Origin of the sequence: Streptomyces sp. NBC_01478, from assembly GCF_036227225.1 — a bacterium.
GTDB lineage: Bacteria > Actinomycetota > Actinomycetes > Streptomycetales > Streptomycetaceae > Streptomyces.
The window spans coordinates 10,334,549-10,356,668 of record NZ_CP109444.1; the positions used below are offsets into that span (position 1 = coordinate 10,334,549).

A 22,120-nucleotide genomic window follows, 5' to 3' on the forward strand; every position below is an offset into this window, starting at 1 on the left:
CTCGCCACGGTCGGACAGGTCAGCCGGAGACCTCCGAGCGGTCACCGCCCCAGAGGGTGTGGAACGAGCCGTCCCGGTCCACCCGCCGGTAGGTGTGCGCACCGAAGAAGTCCCGCTGACCCTGCGTGAGCGCCGCGGGCAGCCGCTCGGCACGCAGCGCGTCGTAGTAGGCGAGGGCCGCGGAGAAACCGGGCGTCGGGACGCCCTGGCGGGTCGCCGCGACGACGACCTCGCGCCAGTCGTCCTGCGCCGCCGCGATCTCCTGCGCGAACGTCTCGTCGGACAGCAGGCTCGGCAGGTCCGCGCGGGCGTCGTACGCGGCGCGGATCCGGTCGAGGAAGGCCGCGCGGATGATGCAACCGCCGCGCCAGATCGAGGAGATGGCGCCGAGGTCGACGTTCCAGTCGTACTCCTCGCTGCCCGCCGCGATCTCGTGGAAGCCCTGTGTGTACGACACGATCTTCGACGCGTACAGCGCCTGCTCGACCCGGTCCGCGAAGGCCGCCGCCTCGGACTCGCCCAGGGGCGAGGCCGTGGGCCCGGCCAGACCGCGCGAGGCCTCGCGCAGCGCCGCGTGCCCGGAGATCGACCGGGCGAAGACCGCCTCCGCGATGCCCGAGACCGGGACGCCGAGGTCGAGGGCGATCTGCACCGTCCAGCGGCCGGTGCCCTTCTGCTCGGCCTGGTCGACGACCACGTCCACGAACGGCTTGCCGGTGGCCGCGTCCACGTGGGACAGCACCTCTGCGGTGATCTCGATCAGGTAGGAGTCCAGCCGGCCGGTGTTCCAGGTGCGGAAGATGTCCGCGATCTGCGCGGGGGAGTACCCGGCGACATCGCGCAGCAACTGGTAGGCCTCGCCGATCAGTTGCATGTCGGCGTACTCGATGCCGTTGTGCACCATCTTCACGAAGTGCCCGGCGCCGTCGGGACCCACATGGGTCACACAGGGCGCCCCGTCCTTCGCCTTCGCGGAGATCTTCTCCAGCATCGGACCGAGCGAGTCGTACGACTCCTTCGGGCCACCCGGCATGATGCTCGGCCCGTGCAGCGCGCCCTCCTCGCCGCCGGAGACACCCATGCCGACGAAGTGGATGCCCTGTTCGCGCAGGTCGTGCTCCCGGCGCCGGGTGTCCGCGAAGTGCGCGTTGCCACCGTCGATGATCATGTCGCCGGGTTCGAGGAGCGGGGCGAACTCCTGGATCACCGCGTCCGTCGGCTCACCGGCCTTCACCATGACGACCAGGCGGCGCGGCCGCTCCAGCGCCGCCACGAAGTCCTTGGCGGTCTCCGCCGCGATGAAGTCGCCCTCGCTCCCGAACTCCGCCACCAGGTCACGCGTGCGGGACGCGGTCCGGTTGTGCACGGCGACCGTATAGCCGTTGCGCGCGAAGTTACGGGCGAGGTTGCGGCCCATGACCGCGAGGCCAGTGACGCCGATCTGCGCTGAAGTGCTCATTCGGTTGGCTCCTAAAGATCAGGCCTAAAGTTCAGGAAGGTCCTGACATCGGTGGTACCGGTCGTGCCCCGCCAGTATTGCCGCACTGACCATCCTGACCCGCGGCCACCCCGACCGCACGTGCTCGGCGGAACCGGAGCGGGGTACCGGCCACTTGAGCCTCAGCGCGGCCGGTTGCCGTCTTGTCATGGCCTGTTCGGGGCGCTTATTTTTGGCCCTCCTGACGCATGTGGAGGGGGATTCCCCATGGCCGTACGCGGCCGGCACCGCCGGTATCAGCCGAGCAGGATCAACCGGGCCTCGCTGCTCACGGTCACGGCGGGCGGCGCGGGCATCGCGATCCCGCTGGTCGGCGCGGGCGCGGGCACCGCCCAGGCGGCCGATGTGAGCACCTGGAACAAGGTCGCCGCCTGTGAGTCCAGCGGCGACTGGAGCATCAACACGGGCAACGGGTACTACGGCGGGCTCCAGTTCACCCAGTCCACCTGGGAGGCCTACGGCGGCACGGCGTACGCGCACCGCGCCGATCTCGCCACCCGGGACCAGCAGATCGCCATAGCGGAGAAGGTGCTCAAGGGTCAGGGACCCGGCGCCTGGCCGGTGTGCTCCGTGCGCGCCGGGCTCACCCGGGGCGGCGGCACCCCCGACATCCACGTCGGCGGCACCAAGGCCACCGAGCAGACCAAGGCGAAGACCAAGGCCCAGGACACCAAGGCGGGGACCGTCGTCAAGCGGTCCGTGAAGGACGTCCAGCCGCAGACCACACCGCAGTCCCGCGCGGGCACCGCCGAGATGTACACGGTGGTGCGCGGCGACACCCTCTCCGGGATCGCCGACACCGAGCGCGTCGACGGCGGCTGGCACGGCCTCTACGCCGCGAACCGCACGACCGTGGGCAGCGATCCCGACCTGATCCTGCCGGGCCAGCGGCTCAGTCTGCGGACCAAGGCCGACCCCGCGGAACACACCACGACGAAACCGGCCACCAAGTCGTCGACCACCAAGTCCCCGAAGAAGAAGGCCTCTACGGAGACGGCCGAAAAGGTCACCCACAAGAAGACGACGACAAGCCACTCCGTCGTCGCCCCCGTGAACGCCCCCATCGGCACCGCGTACCACGCGACGGGCTCCTCCTGGTCGAAGGGCTACCACACCGGCGTCGACTTCCTGGTCCCCACCGGCACCTCGGTGAAGGCCATCGAGACGGGGACCGTCGTCAGCGCCGGCTGGGCGGGGTCGTACGGCTACCAGGTGGTGATCCGGCACGCCGACGGGCGGTACTCGCAGTACGCGCACCTGTCCGCGATCTCGGTGCGGGACGGTCAGTCCGTCGGCGCCGGGCAGCGCATCGGGCGCTCGGGCTCCACCGGGAACACCACGGGCCCGCATCTGCACTTCGAGGTGCGGACGGGGCCCGGATTCGGTAGCGACATCGACCCGCTCGCCTATCTGCGGGCCGGCGGCGTCAGGATTTGACTCGGGTACGGCGCCGGTCGTGGACCGGCATCATCACGTACAGCCCGGCGTGGAACGGACCGAAGTAGCCGGCCGGTTCGACGGAGCCGGCCGGCTCCAGGGTCTCGTAACTCTCGTCGGCCGGAACCGCCGCCGGCGCCGGGAGGAGGATGTCCCCGGCGGTGACGGCGAGTTCCGCGTCGACGTTCGCGCTCACGCCGACGGGCTGTCCAGGGAGGGCGTCCAGCAACTCCTCGACGGGCGAGGGCACCGCGGGAGGTGCGGTGGTGCCGGCCGGTGCGCTCTCGCTCCCCAGCCGCTCCGTGGTCAGCAGGATCAGGCCGCCCGCGGCGACCACTCCGGCGCTCAGGGCGAGCAGGGTGCCCGTCGTGCCGTAGCGGAAGGTCTCGCCGAACATCGTGATGCCGACCGCGGCCGCCACCACCGGGTTCACGACCGTGAGGACCGCCAGCGGGGCCGCCAGGCCGGCGCCCTGGTAGGACGCCTGCGACAGCATCAGACCGGCCGCGGCGAAGACCGCGATCACGGCCAGGAACGGGATGTCGGTCGCCGATATCGCGCCGTTGTCCCAGTCGACCGTCACCGTCTTGGTGAACACCGAGGACATGCCGAACGCTATGCCGGACGCCGTCGCCAGCAGCACGCTGCGCACCGCCGGGTGCCGGTGTGCCGCGCGGCCCGCGATCATCAGGGTCACGACCACCGCGCCGGTGAACACGGCCACGGACACCCGCTGGGCGGTGCTCAGCGACTGACCGTCGGACGTGCCGACCAGGGACAGCAGACCCGCGAGACCGATCGTCGCCATGATGGCGCCGCGCCAGGCGGTGGAGCCGGCCTTGCGGCCGACGAACAGGGCCGCCATCGGCAGCGCGAACACGATCGTCAGCGCGCCGAGCGGCTGCACCAGGCTCAGCGGGCCGTAGGCCAGCGCCACCACGTGCAGCAGACCGCCCGTACCGTTCAACCCGACCGCCGCCCACCAGCTCGGGCGGCGCAGCGGCGCGTACTCCTGGTCGGGAGAGGACACCGCGACGCGCTCCTGCACGATCGCTCCGCCCGCGTAGGCCACAGCGGAGACGAGCGACAGCACGATGGACAACGCGAGGGCGCTCATCGGCAGCTCCTCTGCGTCAGGCGGGTACCTCTGGCACCACGCGGCGAACGGTCGGCTTTCATACAGAACACGATGCCGCTTGATGTTCTTCCCGTCGTCGTACCTGAGCACCGATTGGGTAGTACTGCCGATGGAGTACGAAAGGCCCCTTGTCCTCCCCAAGGTGGGTGACACCGGACGACACCCCCTGGGTGACAACCCTGAGCGCCTTGGTACTACTGCTGTTCGTGGACCTCGACCCCGAACTCGCCGCGCTCCGCCCCCTCGGCGGCTTCTTCGTACTACGCACGGGCACAGCACCGCACGGCCCGCTGCCGGCGCTCGCGCGGACCTACGAAAATCCGGCGTCGGAGGTTTACGGAAATTCCCTGACTTTTCGTGTTCACATCGTCGCGGAGCGTCTCCAGGTCCCTGAGCTGCGCATTGCCGCCTCGGTCGCCCAGCAGGCGCTCGCGGCCCGGCTGTGGTCGGCGGCGCTCGGCTGCGCCGCCCTGTACGGCCGGATCCCCGACCTCGACCCGCGGCTGCTGCACTGGGACGCCGAGCGCAGCGCACCGGACGACCTCTGGCTGGCCGAGGTGCGCCCGCTGCCCGGCGACGCGACAGCCCTCGCGCACACCGTGCTCCACGGCCACCTCGAACCGCTGACCGCCGCCCTGGTCGCCCGCCACCGCATGTCCACCGGCCTCCTGTGGGGCAACGCGGCCTCCGCCCTGGCGGGCGCGGCCCGGGAACTGGACCGCTGGGCACGCACGCGTGGCCGCGAGGACGTCGCCACGCGCGCGCGTGCGCTCACGGCGGACCTCTTCGCCCACCCGCTCCTCTCCGGCACCGGAACGTTCACCGGCACCGCCTTCCGGCGCCGCAGTTGCTGCCTCTACTATCGGGTCCCTGGTGGCGGGGTGTGCGGGGACTGCTGCTTCACACAGCCGCCCGGCTCTTCCCCGAAAGCCGCTTCTGGGTGACCATGAGTGCAATCAGCCGCCGAGAACAAGGGGTTTCGGGTGCGAGTGGGACTGCTGACCCGGGAGTACCCGCCGGATGTGTACGGCGGCGCGGGCGTCCATGTGGAGTTCCTCGCCCGGGAGTTGAGGCCCCTGGTCGACCTGGACGTGCACTGCTGGGGCGAGGGCCGCACCGACGGCGTCGTACGCCACCGCTCCTGGCCGACCCTGGACGGCGCCAACGACGCCCTGCGCACCTTCTCCGTGGACCTCTCCATGGCCGCCGCCCTCGAAGGCCGTGAGCTCGTCCACTCCCACACCTGGTACGCCAACCTCGCCGGCCACTTCGCCAAGCTCCTGCACGGCGTCCCGCACGTCATGACCGCCCACTCCCTGGAGCCGCTGCGCCCCTGGAAGGCCGAGCAGCTCGGCGGCGGCTACGCCCTCTCCAGTTGGGCCGAGCGCACCGCGATCGAGGCCGCGGACGCCGTGGTCGCCGTATCGGGAGCCATGCGCGAGGACATCCTCACCTGCTACCCGTCGCTGGACCCCGCCACGGTGCGGGTCATCCACAACGGCATCGACACCACGCTCTACCGGCCCGACCACGGCACCGACGTCCTCACCCGGCTCGGCATCGACCCCGACCGCCCCTACGTCCTGTTCGTCGGCCGCATCACCCGCCAGAAGGGCGTGCCCCATCTGCTGCGCGCGGTGCGGGACATCGACCCGGCCGCACAGGTCGTGCTGTGCGCGGGCGCGCCGGACACCCCCGAGATCGACCAGGAGTTCCGCGAGCTCTTCCAGGAGCTGAGCGGCGTCCGCGCGGGCGTGCACTGGATCCCGCAGATGCTGCCGCGCCCGGAGGTCATCCAGCTCCTCACGCACGCCACCGTGTTCGCCTGCCCCTCGGTCTACGAGCCCCTGGGGATCGTGAACCTGGAGGCGATGGCCTGCGGTACGGCCGTGGTCGCCTCGCGGGTCGGGGGCATCCCGGAAGTGGTGGCACACGGGGAGACGGGGCTCCTGGTGTCCGCCGACGACGACTTCGAGGCGAACCTGGCGCTGGCTCTCGACTCCGTGCTCGGCGACCCGGAAACTGCGAAACGCATGGGCGAGGCCGGGCGGGAGCGCGCCGTGGGCGAGTTCGGCTGGGACGCCGTGGCGCTGCGCACCGCGCGGCTCTACGGGGAGATCCTCGAAAAGGCTTAGTGTGCGCTGCTCAGGGGCAGGCTGGGGTCAACCAGGGTGAGGGGAGCGGCCATGCGTCGTGGCGGACCTTCGGTGCTCGGGATCGTACTGGCGGGCGGTGAGGGCAAGCGGCTGATGCCCTTGACCGCCGACCGGGCCAAACCCGCGGTCACCTTCGGCGGAACGTACCGCCTAGTGGACTTCGTGCTGTCCAATCTCGTCAACGCCGACATCCTGCGCATCTGCGTGCTCACGCAGTACAAGTCGCACTCGCTGGACCGCCACATCACCACCACCTGGCGCATGTCCAGCCTGCTCGGCAACTACGTCACACCGGTCCCGGCGCAGCAGCGTCTCGGCCCGCGCTGGTACCTCGGCAGCGCGGACGCGATCCTGCAGTCGCTGAACCTGATCTACGACGAACGCCCCGAGTACGTCGCGGTGTTCGGCGCCGACCACGTGTACCGCATGGACCCCCGGCAGATGCTCGCCCAGCACATCGAGAGCGGCGCGGGCGTCACCGTGGCCGGTATCCGCGTCCCGCGCGCGGAGTCCTCGCAGTTCGGCGTGATCACACCGGGCTCGGACGGCCAGACGGTGGAGAACTTCCTGGAGAAGCCCGCCGATCCGCCGGGCCTGGTGGACGACCCGGAGTGCGTCTACGCCTCGATGGGCAACTACATCTTCACCACCAAGGCGTTGATAGAGGCCCTCCAGCGGGACGCGGAGGATCTCGGCTCGGTGCACGACATGGGCGGCTCGATCCTGCCCGCGCTCACCGACCGGGGCGAGGCCGCGCTGTACGACTTCAGCGCCAACCACGTCCCCGGCGAGACCACCCGCGACCAGGGCTACTGGCGGGACGTCGGCACACTGGACGCGTACTACGACGCCCACATGGACCTCATCGCCGAGCGCCCCGCCTTCAACCTCTACAACCGCAACTGGCCGATCTACACCCACTCCGGGCAGCTCTCCCCGGCCCGCTTCAACGCCGGCGGCATGGCCAGCGAGTCGATCATCAGCTCCGGGTGCCTCATCCGCGGCCAGGTCACGCGCTCGGTGCTGTCCCCGGGCGTGGTGGTCGACCCCGGAGCCGTCGTCCAGGGCTCGATCCTGCACGACAACGTCCACATCGGGCGCGGTGCGGTGGTCCGGGGCGCCGTCCTGGACAAGAACGTCGAGGTACCGCCCGGCGCGACGATCGGGGTCAACCCGGAGCGCGACGCCGATCTGTACACGGTCTCCAAGGGCGGGGTCATCGCCCTCGGGAAGGGCCAACTGGTCACGTAGGACCGAAGACGGGCCCCGGTGCGTTTCGGCCGCACCGGGGCTCCGCCGTGCCCGGGTGCGCCCCGCACCCACGCTTGTCATGTCCCTGGACGGAATGCGGAATCCGTGTTGTCATGCCAACTGCCGCCTATGACAACGTTGTTATGGAGGTTCCGTGCGCATCAGACGACTCAGAGACCGACTCGCGTTACTGCTCGTCCTGGCCCTCGGCATCGCCGGGCTCGCCGCCGTCCCCACCGCGAGCGCCACCGCCGCCGACGACCCCGCCGAGATCCACGGCCTGAAGGGCGAGTACTACACCCAGTCCGCCCCCGGCGCCTTCGACTTCGCCGACCTCAAGGCCACCGGCGTCGACCCGAACCTCGACTTCGACAACCTCGAACCCCGACTCGCCTTCGCCACCGGCCGGTCGGACGACGTGAGCGTCCGCTGGACCGGCAAGATCGTGCCGGCGAAGTCGGGCCCCCACACCTTCTCGATCATCGGCGACAACGGCTTCCGCCTCTGGATCGGCGGACAGATCGTCATCGACCACTGGGTCGACGACTGGGACACCGAACAGACCGCCGCCCCTGTCGAGTTGACCGCCGGCACGGCCTACGACATCAAGGTCGAGTACTTCGAGCACTACGGCGGCTCCAACCTCCACCTCCGCTGGACCGAACCCGGCGGCACCAAGGTCCCCGTCCCGCAGTCGGCCTTCCGCCTCCCCGACGGCTACGACTACGACGGCGCCCTCGCCGCCACGGTCACCGGCACCGGCCGCACCCTGAAGCTTGACTTCGCCCAGCCCCTCGCCGCACCCCCGGCCGACCTGACCGACCACCTCGAAGCGGTGATCGGCGGCGCCAAGTGGCCCATGGGGACAGCCCACTTGGACCCGGCGGACGCGCGAACCCTGCTCGTCCCCCTCACGGAACCCGTCGTAGGAAACAAGACGGGCACCGCACCCGGCACCGCAGACATCCGCTACGACGGCGAAGCCGGCCTCACCACGGCCGATGGCAACGTTATCAACGCGTTCTGGAGTACCGGCCAAAACCACTCCACCTACGAACTGCGCACCCAGTGGGCCGACCAGGTGGGCCCGCACAACGCGCTCCCCGAGTACCCGCGCCCCCAGCTCACCCGCACCGACTGGCAAAACCTCAACGGGAGTTGGCAGTTCGCCGCGGCGACGGCGGGCGAACAGCCGCCCGTGGGCCGGACCCTGGCCGAGCGCATCCTCGTCCCGTACCCCGTCGAGTCCCAGCTCTCGGGCCTGGAACGGCACGAGGACCGCATGTGGTACCGCCGCACGTTCACCGTCCCCGCCGACTGGAGGATCGGCACGGGCAAGCGGCTGATGCTCAACTTCGGTGCCGTCGACTGGCGGGCCGAGGTCTACGTCAACGGCACGAAGGTCACCGAACACCAGGGCGGCTACGACAAGTTCAGCGCCGACGTCACCGACGCCCTGAAGCCCGGCCGCACCCAGGAACTGATCGTCGGCGTCTACGACCCCACCGACGCGGCGAACGGCGAGAACCCGCCCGTCGGCAAACAGCGCCTCGACCCGAGCGGCATCTGGTACACCCCGACCTCGGGCATCTGGCAGACCGTCTGGATGGAACCGGTCGCCCCCGACCACGTCGACTCCCTCAAGCTCACCCCGGACGTCGCCAAGAGCCAACTCACCGTCGACGCACAGGGAGTTCGGGACGGCGTACCGATCACCGCGACGGCGTACGACGGAAAGCGCGAGGTCGCGACAGCACACGGCCGCACCGGCGGCCCGCTGACCCTCACCATCACGAACCCCCGACTCTGGTCGCCGGACGACCCGTTCCTCTACGACCTGAAGGTCACCGTCGGCAAGGACCGCGTCGGCAGCTACTTCGGGATGCGCTCGATCGCCGTCGAGAAGGTGAACGGCGTCCCGCGTACGGTCCTCAACGGCAAACCGGTCTTCATGATGGCCACCCTCGACCAGGGCTTCTGGCCGGACGGCCTGTACACCGCCCCGACCGACGAGGCACTCGCCCATGACCTCAAGGTGCACAAGGAGTTGGGCTTCAACGCGGTGCGCAAGCACATCAAGGTCGAGCCCGACCGCTGGTTCTACTGGGCCGACCGGCTCGGTCTCATGGTGTGGCAGGACATGCCCGCGATGACCGCCGGGGTGAACCCGTCGCCCGCCGCCCGTGCCGAGTACGAGCGCGAGATGAAGCAGATGATCGACCAGCACATCAGCAGCCCGTCGATCGTCATGTGGGTGACGTTCAACGAGGGTTGGGGCCAGTACGACGAGGCCCGCATCGCCGACCAGGCCAAGGCATGGGACCCGACGCGGCTCGTCAACAGCATGTCCGGCATCAACCTCGGCGTGGACGGCGGCACCGGCGACATCATCGACGAACACGGCTATCCCAGCCCCGCCCTGCCACCCCACCCGGACGGTCAACGGGCCCTGGTCAGCGGGGAGTACGGCGGTCTCGGGCTCGCGGTGCCGGGACACGCCTGGTCGGTCCAGCAGTCGTACGTCGACGTCGACCCGGCCGCCTACACCGACGACTACCTCGCCAAGCTCGCCGAGGTGCACGCCCTGACCTGCCAGGGGAGCAACGGCGCGGTCTACACCCAGATATCCGACGTCGAGGGCGAGTTGAACGGCCTGATGACGTACGACCGGCGGGTGCTCAAGCCCGACGCGCAGCGGGTGAAGGCCGCCCAGCAGGCCCTGATCCGCGACGCCTCGCAGGCGACGCCCGCAGGGTGCCCCACCACCTGAACTCCCTTGGAGGACCCATGAGATGGACCCGGCGCCTGCGCCTGTGCGTGGCGGGGGCGGTGGCGGCGTCCGCGCTGTTCGCCGTCCCCACCACCGCCCAAGCTTCGGTCGGCGGTCAACTCACCGACCTGGTCAACCCGTTCATCGGCACCGAGAACGACGGCAACACCTATCCCGGCGCCGCCGTGCCCTTCGGCATGGTGCAGTTCTCGCCGGACACCGGCCACAACACCGGCTACGACTACTCCCAGAACCACATCCGCGGCTTCTCCCTCGTGCACCTCTCCGGCGTCGGCTGCGGGCTCGGCGGAGATCTGCCCGTACTGCCCACGACCGGCGAGGTGACACAGACCGACTACGCTCAGTACGCGGCCGAGTTCAGCCACGACGACGAGCACGCGAGCCCCGGCTACTACCAGGTCGGCCTGAAAACAGACATCGACGCCGAACTCACGGCGACCGCGCGCACCGGAGTCCAGCGCTACACCTTCCCCGCCACCGACAAGGCCAACGTCCTGCTGAACGCGGCCCAGTCGCTGCACTCCGGGGTCTCCTCGAAGGTGGAGGTCCTCGACAACCGCACCGTGCGCACCACCATCACCGGCCGAGGCTTCTGCCAGGACACCAAGCCCTACACCGTCTACACGATCACCCGCTTCGACCGGCCCTTCACCACGTACGGCACCTGGAACGGCTCGACGGTGACCGCCGGTTCGAGGAACGGGAGCGGCGGTGCGTACGTCCGCTTCGACACGACCAAGGACCGTACGGTCGAGGCGACCACGGCCCTGTCCTACGTCGACGCGTACGGCGCCGCCGTCAACCTCCGTACGGAGGGCGGGAGTTCGTTCGACGCGGTACGCCACCGGGCCCAACAGGCGTGGGAGGACCGGCTGAACGACGTACGGGCGCAAGGCGGTTCCGACAGTCTGCGCCGGACCTTCTACTCGTCCCTGTACCGGTCGTTCCTCGCGCCCAACATCGGCAGCGACGCCGACGGCCGCTACACCGGCTGGGACCAGAAGATCCACCGCGCGAAGGGCTTCACGTACTACCAGAACTGGTCCCTGTGGGACACCTACCGCACCCAGTCCCAGCTCCTCTCCCTGCTCGCACCCCGCGAGGCCCGGGACATGGCGATCTCGGTGATCAAGATCGACGAGGAGAGCGGCTGGCTGCCCAAGTGGGGCTACGGCACGGTCGAGACGAACATCATGACCGGCGACCCGGTCACACCGTTCCTGACGAATGCCTATCAGCAGGGCCTGCTCAAGGGGTACGAGGAGCGGGCGTACCGGGCGCTGAAGCAGAACGCCGACGGCGTGCCGCCCGCCGACTCGGCTGCCGTGGGGCGGGAGGCGAACAAGGAGTACCTCGCGAACGGTTTCGCGCCGTACATCAAGGACCGCCCGCACGCGAAGCCCGGTGACTCCGACTACGACCACGGGGCCTCGGCCACCCTGGAGTACGCCCTCTCGGACGCGATGCTCGCGCAGATGGCCCGCGACCTCGGGCACGGCGCCGACGCCGCGCGGTACGCCGCCCGCGCCCAGAGCTACCGGAACATCTTCGACCCCTCGACCGGCTTCTTCCGCGCCCGCGACGCCTCCGGGGCCTTCGTCGGTCCCGCCGACCCGGCGCAGAGCGAGGGCTTCCACGAGGGCACGTCCTGGCAGTACCAGTGGCTCGTGCCGCAGGACCTGCCCGGCATGGTCGACCTCATCGGCGGCCGGCAGGCGGCCAACGCTCGGCTGGACTCCTTCTTCGCCTACGGCCAACTGCTCGCCGACCCGGCGAAGACCGCGCGCGAGGTGTGGGTCAACGGGCCGTACGACTACTACAACGCGGACAAGTACAACCCGCAGAACGAGCCCGACCTGATCGCCCCGTACACCTATCTGTCGACCGGACAGCCCTGGAAGACGACCGACGTCGTGCACGCCGCGCTGACCCTGTTCACGGACGGCCCGACCGGTATGACCGGCAACGACGACCTCGGCACGATGTCCGCCTGGAACGTGCTGTCGTCGATCGGGATCTTCCCGGTCCAGCCCGGCTACGACACCTGGGGCCTGTCCACGCCCGTCTTCGAGCGGGTCGACCTGACCCTGGACCGCCGCTACTACCCGCACGGCGCCCTGACGGTCAAGGCGCCCGGCACCTCCGCCGGCGACCGCTACATCCAGGCGGCCCGGACGGACGGGACGTCGTACGACCGCACCTATCTGACGACCGGGCTGCTGAGGTCCGTACGGTCGCTGGACTTCACGGTCGGCCCGCACCCGTCGGAGTGGGGTACGTCACCCCAGGCGGGACCACCGGCACTGAAGTGATCTCAGGCGCCTCATGAGTCCCGCCCCTCTCAGAGGGGTGGGACTCGGGCCGGATGTAATCTGCTGTTAACTGTGCGTAGCTTGATCGTACTTGACCGTAATCGCTTGTCGGCGCTTGACTGCTTGCTCACCCCTAGTCGACGCGAGGCAAGCAATTGACTTCTGACCTGCTCGCTCCTCTCGACCTTGCGTTCTGGAACATCGAGTCCGACCGGAACCCGATGCACCTGGGCGCGCTCGGCGTCTTCTCGGCGCACTCGCCCACCGCGGGAGCCCACGCCGCCGACCTCCTCGCCTCCCGTGCCGCCGCCGTCCCCGGGCTGCGGATGCGCATCCGGGACGTGTGGCAGCCGCTGTCCCTGTCTTTCGGGAGCGCCGCCCGTGAGGCGGACCCCGACTTCGACCCGCTGCACCACGTCCGGCTGCACGCCCCGACCGCCGACTTCCAGGAGGTCGCGGGCCGGCTCATGGAACGCCCGCTGGAGCGCGGCCGGCCCCCGTGGGAGGCGCATGTGCTGCCCGGCGAGGACGGTGCCTCCTTCGCCGTGCTGTTCAAGTTCCACCACGCCCTGGCCGACGGACTGCGCGCGCTGACCCTCGCCGCCGCGATCCTCGACCCGATGGACATGCCCGAGCGCCGACCCCGCCCCGAGGAGCCCGCGCGCGGCCTCCTGCCCGACGTGCGCAAGCTGCCCGGGCTGCTGCGGGGCGCCCTGTCCGACGTCGGCCGGGCCCTCGACATCGGGGCGTCCGTCGCCCGCTCGACCCTGGACGTCCGCTCGTCGGCGGCACTGGCCTCCGAACCGTCGGGCACCCGCCGTACCGCCGGAGTCGTCATCGACCTCGACGACGTGCACCGCATCCGCAAGACCGTCGGCGGCACCGTCAACGACGTGCTCATCGCGGTCGTCGCGGGCGCCCTGCGCCGCTGGCTCGACGAACGCGGCGACGGCAGCGAGGGCGTCGCGCCCCGCGCCCTGATCCCCGTCTCCAAACGCCGCCCGCGCGGCGCGCAGCCACAGGGCAACCGGCTCTCCGGGTACCTGATACGGCTGCCCGTCGACGACCCGGACCCCCTCGCCCGGCTCGACTCCGTGCGCGCCGCCATGGACCGCAACAAGGACGCCGGCCCCAACCGGGGCGCGGGCGCCGTCGCCCTGCTCGCCGACCACGTACCGGCGCTCGGCCACCGGCTCGGCGGACCGTTCGCCGCACAGGCCGCCCGGCTCTGGTTCGACATCCTTGTCACCAGCGTCCCGCTGCCCGGCATCGGCCTCAAGCTCGGCGGCAACCCCGTCACCGCGGTCTTCCCGTACGCCCCCCTGGCCAGCGGCCAGTCCCTCGCGGTCGCCGTCTCCACCTTCCGCGGACACGTCCACTACGGCCTCGTCGCGGACGCGGCGGCCGTACCGGATCTCGATCTGTTCGCCCGGGCCCTCACCGAGGAGGTGGAGACACTCATCACCGCCTGTGGGTCGTGACGCGGCACGAGTTTGGTGCTGCGGCCCGGCGCTCCGTAAAATTCCCTGTTCGACGGCCGGTGCGATCGGAGCGCCGCCGCGGATCACCCAAGGAAACGGCAGCGCGATGACGGTGACAGAGAACGGCTCCACGACCCCGGACGAGGTCGTGTACGGGCCCGGCATCGACCCCGAGCGGCTGGCCGTCTGCCTCAGCGTGCTCGACGAGCTGGAGAAGATCGACGTCGACCACCCCGACGCGATCGCCGTGCGCCGGGCCACCGCGGGCATCTACCGCAGCGTCAAGCAGCGCCGCCGCCAGGAGCGCCGGGCCGCGAAGACCGCGCACGACAAGGCGGTCACCGAGTCCACCGCGACCGGCTCCGCGCAGCGCATCGACGACGAGACCGAGGGCCTGCTCCCGTCGTCGGTGACGGAGGAGGGCCGGATCGCCGGGATACTGCAGCGCCCGCGCTCCTGCTACACCTGCAAGACCCGCTACGTGGAAGTCGACTACTTCTACCACCAGCTCTGTCCCGACTGCGCCCGTCTGAACCGCGAGAAGCGCGACGACCACGCCGACCTCACCGGCAAGCGCGCGCTGCTCACCGGCGGCCGCGCCAAGATCGGCATGTACATCGCGCTCAGGCTGCTGCGCGACGGCGCCCACACCACGATCACCACGCGCTTCCCCAAGGACGCCATCCGCCGCTTCAAGGCCATGGACGACTCCGCGGACTGGCTGCACCGCCTGGAGGTCGTCGGCATGGACCTCCGCGACCCGGCGCAGGCCGTGGCCCTCGCCGACCAGGTCGCCGAGGCGGGCCCGCTCGACATCCTCATCAACAACGCGACGCAGACCGTACGGCGACTGCCCTCCGCCTACGCCGCCCTCGTCGACGGCGAGAGCGCACCGCTGCCCGCCGGCGAGCTGCCCGCGCACCACGTCATCGGCGCCTTCGGCTCCGGCGCGGTCGACGGCCTCGCCGCGCTGCCCGTCGGCATCAGCGGTCTCGACGCCCAGCAGGTCGCCGACCTCGCCCTGGTCGCGGGCAACGCCAGCGTCGCCCGGCACCTCGACGGCACCGCCATCGACGCCGGCGGCCTGGTCCCCGACGTGGTCGACACCAACACCTGGGTGCAGACCATCGAGCAGATCTCCCCGGTGGAGCTCCTTGAGACCCAACTCTGCAACTACACCGCGCCGTTCATCCTGATCAGCAAGCTCCGCCCGGCCATGGCCGCCGCCGCCGAGGCCGCGACCAGCGGACGCGCGTACATCGTCAACGTCTCCGCGATGGAGGGCGTCTTCGGCCGCGGTTACAAGGGCGCCGGGCACCCGAACACCAACGCCGCCAAGGCCGCGATGAACATGGTGACCCGCACCAGCGGCCAGGAGATGTTCCAGACCGACGGCATCCTCATGACCTCCGTCGACACCGGCTGGATCACCGACGAACGCCCCCACTACGACAAGCTCCGCCTCGCCGAGGAGGGCTTCCACGCACCGCTCGACCTGGTCGACGGCGCGGCCCGGGTTTACGATCCGATTGTGCGTGGAGAGCAGGGCGAGGACCTGTACGGCGTCTTCCTGAAGGACTACGCGCCCGGCAAGTGGTAACCCGCCACCCCGGACACGAGTCCCGGTGACCGCCGGGCCCCGGCCCTGGTGAGCACCGCGCGAGGAGTTCCCATGGCCAGTCCGCACGGCATCGATCCGAGGGCCTTCAAGGACCCGCGCAACCACTACCCGACCGACGCGGAGTTCTACGCGAGCGACCGCCCGGCCCACCCCGTTCTGCCGGAGGACCGCCCGCGCGGCGGCGGGCCCATGACCGCGGTGAAGCACCGCGGGACCTGGGCCACGGTCGCGCTCGTCGCCGGTATCGTCCTGCTGATCCTCGTGGGGATCGCCCTGTTCCCGTGATCCCGTCGGGGAGCCGCTAGGGGCGGGGCGGCGCGGCCGACCTCAGCCGGTCGTGGACGGCGTACCCGCCCGACGCGTACGCCGCCCGCACCCGGGTCCCGCCGTCCACCAGCAGCTCCGCCCCGGTGATCCACTCGGCCTGGTCGGAGGCCAGCCACAGCACCGCCCGTGCGATGTCGGCCGGCTCCCCGATCCGGCCGAGCGGCAGCCCGGCGGCGAGCTCCGCCTCGCCCGGCTCCCAGACGAACCGGGCCATCTCGGTGCGGACGAGCCCGGGGGAGACGGAGTTGACCCGCACCTTCGGCGCGAGTTCACCCGCGAGCTGCTGCGTGAGGTGCAGGAGGGCCGCCTTACTGGTCCCGTACGCCCCGACGTTCGGCCCGACATGACCGGCGCCCTCCGTGCACACGTTCACCACGGCGCCGCCGTGCTCCCGCATCCACGCCCGCCACGCACACTGCACCAACCGCAGCGGCGCCTCCACGTTCACGGTGAACGCCGTCCGCCAGGCGTCCGGATCGGCTTCCATCAGGGGGCCGTACGGCTGGTTCGTCGCCGCGTTGTTGACGACCACGTCGATCCGGCCGAACGTGCGCAGCGCGAACTCCGCCAATTCCCCCGGGTGTTCGGGGTCGCCGACGTCCCCGGCCAGGCCGACCCCGCCCAACTCCTCCGCGACCCGCCCCACTTCACCGGCGTCCCGCGCGCTCACGCACACCAGTGCCCCGGCCCCGGCGAACGCCTCGGCGACCGCGCGGCCGATCCCGCGCGTACCCCCGGTGACCAGGACGGCCCGGCCCCGCAGACCGTACGACGACGACGTCATCGCCGTACCGTCTCATGACGGACCGTCAGTCGACAGCCCCCAGCCGGGAGTTGGGCAGTCGGGAGTTCCGGGCGGCCACTATGCCCAGGACCGTGCGCCAGTCCTCCAGGACCCCGGCGTCGAGGCCGACGACCCTGGCCGCGTCGTCGGCCTGGCGCAGGGTGACCGCGTCGTCGGCGAGCGGATCGCGCTCGAAGGCGGCGGCCTCGGCGCGGGACATCGGGCCGCCCTGGGTCCGCAGGGTCAGCGTGCTCTGTGCGGACAGATCGTGGTCCGGTGCGGCGGTGGCCAGGTAGCGCTTCGCGGGCACGTGCAGCCGGACCAGTCGGGCGACCCGCTCGCCGAGCAGGGCGTGGACGGCGTCCGCCGCGTGCTCCGCGTGACCGGCGTCGTCGCCGGGTCGCAGGAGATGCCCGATGTCGTGGACCAGGCCGGCGATCTGAAGCTCCTTGTCGGCGGGGCGACTTCGGCGCAGCAGCGCGGCCGTCTGCAAGGCGTGGTCGTGCAGATCGACCGGGTCGCCGCTTCTGTCGGATGTGTCCCAGGCGCCCCGACAGGCGTACAGCAGATCCATCAGCTCCTCGACGCTGCGCAACTCCATGCGTCAGTCCTCCCGCGAGACAGCCCGTGCGGAACCCCAGGGGATCATGGCGAGCTTGCGACTCAGCCAACGGGACCTGAACTGCGTGACGCCTTGAGTGACGTAGGTCATGTTCTCGACCGTGTGTGCGCGGATGTAGGCCATCCGAGTGGTCGTCAAACCGCGCATGATGTAACAAACCGGTTCAGGTCATGGCCGAAGAACACGGGGAGACTTGCAATGGTTACCCCATGTTTTCAGCCCCATCGAGCGGCGGCCCGCTCATTTGGTTAACCTGAGGCAGACGGACAGCGACAAGGGGTCCCACCCACACCCATGGTCCGTCCCGGGACAAGCCGGTCACAACGGCCTGCTCTCACACGAGTAACCGGCGCCACCGCGTCCGAACTGCCTTCAACCCACGCCCGAGCGGGCTCAGGTACCGGACCGGAGACGGCCGGTGTGCCCCGAGGGTGACCCGACACATAAGGAGTGCGCGGTGACACCGGAGAAGACGAATCGCGAGCAACGCCCCAAGGAACACACGGAGCGTGCGGGCCACCGGTCCGACGAGCTCGGCAGCCTGGCCGTGTGGGCACGGTCCGCCCCCATCCGTCTCGCGGGCTACGAGGACGACCTCGCCGAGCCCCACATCCTGCCCAGCGTGGACTGACCCCACGGGACCCTTCGCGATCGCCGACGGCATGGGCGTGCGAAAATCGCGCCCATGCTGATCAGAGAAGCCGCGGCCGACGACTGGCCGCGGATCTGGCCTTTCTGGCACCGGATCGTCGCTGCCGGCGACACCTACACCTGGGCCCGGGACACCTCCGAAGAGGCGGCCCGGGCCCTGTGGACGTCCCCGCCCAAGCGCGTGTACGTCGCCGAGGACGAGACCGGGACCGTCGTCGGCTCGGCCTTCGTCACCCCGAACTACGGCGGCCCCGCCGACCGCATCGCCAACGCCGGCTTCATGGTCGACCCCGACCACGGGGGACGCGGCATCGGCCGTGCCCTCGCCGAACACATCCTCACCGCCGCCCGCGAGCAGGGCTTCCGGGGCATGGTCTTCAACGCCGTCGTCGAGACCAACCCGGCCGTCAAGCTCTGGCTCTCCCTCGGCTTCACGATCCTGGGCACGGTGCCGGACGCCTTCGAGCATCCCCGCGACGGCCGCGTGGGCCTGCACATCATGCACCGCGCCCTCTAGAAGGAGCCTCTGGCCGAGGAACAGGACCTCTCAGTCGAGCGGCGCGGTCCGCACCCACGGGCGCAGCGTCTCCAACTGCTCCGCCAGCTCCAGCAGCGCCGTCTCCGATCCCGGCCGCCCCACCAGTTGTACGGCGCAGGGCGCGCCGGAGGGCAGGGTGCCGAACGGGACCGACATGGCGGGCCAGCCGGTGAGGTTCCAAGGGGGCGTCATCGGCGAGTAGTTGGTGTTCGCCAGCACATTCCGCAGCCAGCCCCGCTCGTCCCATGGGCCGGCCTTGGGGGAGCGGCGCGCCAGTGCCGCCGTCAGCAGGATGTCGTGCTCGGCGAAGAACGGCGCGAGGCGCTCCCGGAGCCGCTCCCGGCCCTTCCCGGTGCGGACGCCCTTCACGAAGCGCCGCCCGATCGCCGCGTGCACCCGGGTCCGCCGCGTCAGCTTCCGCGGGTCGAGCCCCGCCGCGTCCACCGACGTCCCGGCCGTCCAGTGCGCGAGCGAGGTCGTGCTCAGGGACAGCGGATACGGCGGATCGGCGCGCTGCAGCGTGTGACCGGCCCTGGCCAGCAGCCCGGACGCCTCCCGGACGGCGGTCGTATACGGCTTGCCGACGGCGACTCCGGCGAGCGGGCTGCGCACGGAGACGGCGATGGAGCGGGAGGCCGGCTCGTCGGGGCGTTCGACCTGGGTGTCCGCGATGACCGAAAACATCAGCCGGGCGTCCTCGACGGTCGTCGCCAGGGGGCCGTTTTCGGACATTCCGAACCAGTCGCCGTCGCCGATGCCGGCCGGGACGACCCCGAACCCCGGCTTGATGGTGACGAGACCGCAGTTCGCGGCCGGTATGCGCAGCGAGCCCATCCCGTCGTTGCCGAGCGCGATCGGCACCATGCCAGCGGCGACCGCCGCCGCGCTGCCGCCCGAGGAACCCCCTGCGGTACGGGTGGTGTCCCACGGGTTGCGGGCGGTGCCGTGGACGCCCTCGGTGGTCCCGAAGACGCACAGCTCGGGCACGTTCGTCAGTCCGACGACCACCGCACCCGCCGCCCGCAGCCGCGCCACGGTGACATGGTCGTGGTCGGCGGGGGTGTCCGGGGTCGCGGCCGAGCCGACCCGGTTGGACTCGCCCGTCACGGCCAGGTTGTCCTTCACGGCCACCGGCACGCCCGCCAGGGGCAGTTGGGTCAGATCGGCCCGCGCTGCCACCTCGTCGGCCTCCGCGAGCGCGGCCTCCGCCCGCACGACTCGGAACGCGCCGATCCGCCCGTCGAGCCGCTCGATCCGGGCGAGATGCTCGGCCACCACCTCACGCGGAGTGACCCGCTTCTCGCGTACGGCGGCGGATATCTCTGCGGCGGTACGGCCGACCCAGTTGGTCACGGGCGCGCTCCTTCGACTTACTCGCGAGTATGTACGGAGAACTGTGCCTCGCTGTCGCCGCCGCGTCGAGGGTCTGCCGCCCCGTGAAGCGGGGAGGGGTTCGCCTTGGACATACGTGACCGTCTTCTTGGACTTTTTCGCGGGCCGCTTCCTGGCGAGTGCCCGCTGACCAGCCGGTCCTCCGATCACTGGCCCAACTTGGCTACTCCTGCTGCCCATTGACAGCCCCTGAGGTCGGTCCAATCATCAGACGTCCGATCAATCGCGACCAGTGGAGTGGCATGACTGAGCGCAGAAAAAGACGGTTCCGACTGATCGGCTTCGCGGCGGTGTGCGCGCTGCTCGCGGCGCCCGGGGCGGCGGTCGCGGTCCAGCAGGAGCGGGCGGCGACGCCGGTGACCGTGCCGGCACTGTCCGACTGGACGCCCGAGTCCGGGAGTTACGACTTCGGCGGCGGGACCCGGCTGGTGGCCGGCAGCGCGGGTGAGCGCAGGGTCGCCGACACCCTCGCCGACGACCTCAAGGCGGCCGGTCACGGCACAGTGCCCGTCGTACGGGGCGGTGCCGCCCGGCCCGGCGACATCGTTATCCAAGTCCGGCCGACACGGGGCTCGTTGGGCGCGGAGGGCTATGAACTCCGGGCGGGCACACGGCTGTCGGTCACCGGCGCGACCGAGACCGGAGCCTTCTACGGCACCCGAACCCTCCTCCAACTGCTGGCCCAGGGTGACCACATACCGGCCGGACGCACGGTCGACGTACCGCGCTACCAGGAACGCGGGGTCGGGGTCTGCGCCTGCTACATCCACATCTCCCTGCCCTGGCTGGAGAACCTGGTGCGCGAGATGGCGTACCACAAGCTCAACCAACTGCTCCTGGAAATCAAGGTGAAGAGCGACGCGCACCCCGAGGCGAACACCTGGGGCTACTACACCAAGGACGAGCTGCGCCGCCTCGTCGCGCTCGGCGACAAGTACCACGTCGAGATCATCCCCGAGATCAACTCCCCGGGCCACATGGACCCGTGGATAGAGAACCGCCCCGACCTCCAGCTCACCGACAGCGACGGCACCAAGCAGCCCGCCCGGCTCGACGTCACCCAGCAGGCCGCGTTCGACTACTACACCGGCCTGATGGACGAGTACGCGCAGGTCTTCACCGCGACGTCCTGGCACATGGGCGCCGACGAGTACATGCTCGGCTCCGACTACTCCAAGTACCCGCAGATGCTGCGCTACGCCCAGGAGAAGTACGGCGCGAGCGCCACCCCGCAGGACGCCTACATCGACTTCATCAACCGCGTCCAGGCCTACGCCGCGAGCAAGGGCAAGAAGCTGCGCATCTGGAACGACGGGCTCACCGGCGCCAACACCGTGCCGGTGGCGGCGGGCACGACGGTCGAGCACTGGCTGAACGTCACCGAGAAACCGAGCCAACTCATCGCCCAGGGCTACCCGTTGATGAACGCGGCCTACTCCCTCTACCTCGTGCGCGGCGGCTTCCACAGCGACACCGGGTCGCTGTACGACCAGCAGTGGGACCCGCGCAGCTTCGAGGGCGAGAAGCTCGCCTCCAGTGCCGGCGTCACCGGCGCGAAGATCAGCCTCTGGCCCGACAACGGACGCGGCGAGACCGAGAACGAGGTCGCAGCCGACACCGAGCCCGCACTACGGCACCTCGCCCAGGCGACCTGGGGTGATCCGCATCCCGACGCCACGTATGCCCAATTCACCGCGCGGGGTACGGCAGTCGGGCATGCGCCCGGGTGGCGGGACCTGGCCCGGGATCCGGTGGCGGACGGGACATACAGCTTCCGGACGACGGGGGCCTCTCTTGACGCCGCGGTGCAACGCACGCCGGACGGCTATGCGACGGTACGGACCGCGGCGGGTTGCCTGGAGATACAGGGCGGCAAGCTGACCCTCAACGTGCCGCTCCAGCCCGGAGTTTCGGCGACCCCGCAGTCCTGCGACGCCGCGAACACCATGCAGCGCTGGGAGTTGACCCCCGTACCGGGAGGCTACCGGCTGGTGAACGCGATCACACAGATGGCGCTGAGCATCGCGGACGACGGCCGGCTCGTGCAGTACCCGCCGGACCAACACCGGCCCGCCATTTGGCACTTGACCGCACTTTGACCAGACCAGAGGAGTCCCACGC

General features: G+C 70.6%; 18 protein-coding genes. 12 read left to right on the forward strand and 6 right to left on the reverse strand.

Annotated elements, in window-relative coordinates; translation table 11 throughout:
• Positions 1–19: 19 nt before the first annotated feature.
• Positions 20–1,459, reverse strand: coding sequence for an NADP-dependent phosphogluconate dehydrogenase (gene gndA, locus OG223_RS46040; protein WP_329262715.1), 1,440 nt, complete (start codon positions 1,457–1,459; stop codon positions 20–22).
• A gap of 246 nt (positions 1,460–1,705) precedes the next feature.
• On the opposite strand from gndA, the gene OG223_RS46045 reads away from it, so the two are divergent.
• Positions 1,706–2,935, forward strand: coding sequence for a transglycosylase family protein (locus OG223_RS46045; protein ID WP_329262717.1), 1,230 nt, complete (start codon positions 1,706–1,708; stop codon positions 2,933–2,935).
• On the opposite strand, the gene OG223_RS46050 is transcribed toward OG223_RS46045, so the two are convergent.
• The gene (locus OG223_RS46050; protein WP_329262719.1) at positions 2,925–4,052 is read right to left on the reverse strand and encodes a DMT family transporter; all 1,128 of its coding nucleotides are present in this window, start codon (positions 4,050–4,052) and stop codon (positions 2,925–2,927) included. The genes OG223_RS46045 and OG223_RS46050 overlap by 11 nt on opposite strands.
• 209 nt (positions 4,053–4,261) lie before the next feature.
• Between OG223_RS46050 and OG223_RS46055 the strand changes: the two genes are divergently transcribed.
• The 8 genes from OG223_RS46055 to OG223_RS46090 all read left to right on the forward strand — a co-directional run bounded on the left by OG223_RS46055 (position 4,262) and on the right by OG223_RS46090 (position 15,970).
• Positions 4,262–5,017, forward strand: coding sequence for a (2Fe-2S)-binding protein (locus tag OG223_RS46055; RefSeq protein WP_329265826.1), 756 nt, complete (start codon positions 4,262–4,264; stop codon positions 5,015–5,017).
• Positions 5,018–5,056: 39 nt separating this feature from the next.
• A complete protein-coding gene (gene glgA, locus OG223_RS46060; protein WP_329262721.1) occupies positions 5,057–6,208 on the forward strand; it encodes a glycogen synthase in 1,152 nt (383 codons plus the stop codon).
• 51 nt (positions 6,209–6,259) lie between these two features.
• Positions 6,260–7,480 (forward strand): glucose-1-phosphate adenylyltransferase, encoded by a 1,221-nt coding sequence (glgC, locus tag OG223_RS46065; RefSeq protein ID WP_329262723.1) that lies wholly within the window; start codon positions 6,260–6,262, stop codon positions 7,478–7,480.
• 154 nt (positions 7,481–7,634) lie between these two features.
• A complete protein-coding gene (locus tag OG223_RS46070) occupies positions 7,635–10,250 on the forward strand; it encodes a PA14 domain-containing protein (RefSeq protein ID WP_329262725.1) in 2,616 nt (871 codons plus the stop codon).
• Between the two features lie 17 nt (positions 10,251–10,267).
• Complete coding sequence (locus OG223_RS46075) at positions 10,268–12,583, forward strand: GH92 family glycosyl hydrolase (RefSeq protein ID WP_329262726.1); 2,316 nt, start codon at positions 10,268–10,270, stop codon at positions 12,581–12,583.
• A 155-nt stretch (positions 12,584–12,738) separates the two neighbouring features.
• The gene (locus tag OG223_RS46080; RefSeq protein ID WP_329262729.1) at positions 12,739–14,064 is read left to right on the forward strand and encodes a wax ester/triacylglycerol synthase family O-acyltransferase; all 1,326 of its coding nucleotides are present in this window, start codon (positions 12,739–12,741) and stop codon (positions 14,062–14,064) included.
• A 106-nt stretch (positions 14,065–14,170) separates the two neighbouring features.
• A complete protein-coding gene (locus tag OG223_RS46085; RefSeq protein WP_329262731.1) occupies positions 14,171–15,664 on the forward strand; it encodes an SDR family NAD(P)-dependent oxidoreductase in 1,494 nt (497 codons plus the stop codon).
• A gap of 72 nt (positions 15,665–15,736) precedes the next feature.
• Positions 15,737–15,970 (forward strand): hypothetical protein, encoded by a 234-nt coding sequence (locus tag OG223_RS46090; RefSeq protein WP_329262732.1) that lies wholly within the window; start codon positions 15,737–15,739, stop codon positions 15,968–15,970.
• A gap of 16 nt (positions 15,971–15,986) precedes the next feature.
• Here OG223_RS46090 and OG223_RS46095 read toward each other — a convergent pair whose 3' ends face one another.
• From OG223_RS46095 to OG223_RS46105, 3 genes are read right to left on the reverse strand one after another with little or no spacing between them, the layout of a single operon-like run.
• Positions 15,987–16,796 (reverse strand): SDR family oxidoreductase, encoded by an 810-nt coding sequence (locus OG223_RS46095; protein ID WP_329262733.1) that lies wholly within the window; start codon positions 16,794–16,796, stop codon positions 15,987–15,989.
• A gap of 25 nt (positions 16,797–16,821) precedes the next feature.
• Positions 16,822–17,397, reverse strand: a complete 576-nt coding sequence (locus tag OG223_RS46100) for an HD domain-containing protein (RefSeq protein WP_329262735.1) — start codon at positions 17,395–17,397, stop codon at positions 16,822–16,824.
• A gap of 3 nt (positions 17,398–17,400) precedes the next feature.
• Entirely contained in the window at positions 17,401–17,556 is a 156-nt protein-coding gene (locus OG223_RS46105) for a hypothetical protein (RefSeq protein WP_329262737.1), read from the reverse strand.
• A 319-nt stretch (positions 17,557–17,875) separates the two neighbouring features.
• On the opposite strand from OG223_RS46105, the gene OG223_RS46110 reads away from it, so the two are divergent.
• Positions 17,876–18,049 (forward strand): hypothetical protein, encoded by a 174-nt coding sequence (locus tag OG223_RS46110; RefSeq protein ID WP_199810877.1) that lies wholly within the window; start codon positions 17,876–17,878, stop codon positions 18,047–18,049.
• A gap of 54 nt (positions 18,050–18,103) precedes the next feature.
• Positions 18,104–18,586 carry a GNAT family N-acetyltransferase gene (locus OG223_RS46115; RefSeq protein ID WP_329262740.1) on the forward strand — a complete coding sequence of 161 codons (483 nt, stop codon included), beginning with the start codon at positions 18,104–18,106 and terminating at the stop codon, positions 18,584–18,586.
• A gap of 30 nt (positions 18,587–18,616) precedes the next feature.
• On the opposite strand, the gene OG223_RS46120 is transcribed toward OG223_RS46115, so the two are convergent.
• Positions 18,617–19,960 (reverse strand): amidase, encoded by a 1,344-nt coding sequence (locus OG223_RS46120; RefSeq protein WP_329262742.1) that lies wholly within the window; start codon positions 19,958–19,960, stop codon positions 18,617–18,619.
• Between the two features lie 281 nt (positions 19,961–20,241).
• Between OG223_RS46120 and OG223_RS46125 the strand changes: the two genes are divergently transcribed.
• Positions 20,242–22,098 (forward strand): family 20 glycosylhydrolase, encoded by a 1,857-nt coding sequence (locus OG223_RS46125; protein ID WP_329262743.1) that lies wholly within the window; start codon positions 20,242–20,244, stop codon positions 22,096–22,098.
• The last annotated feature ends 22 nt before the right edge of the window (positions 22,099–22,120 follow it).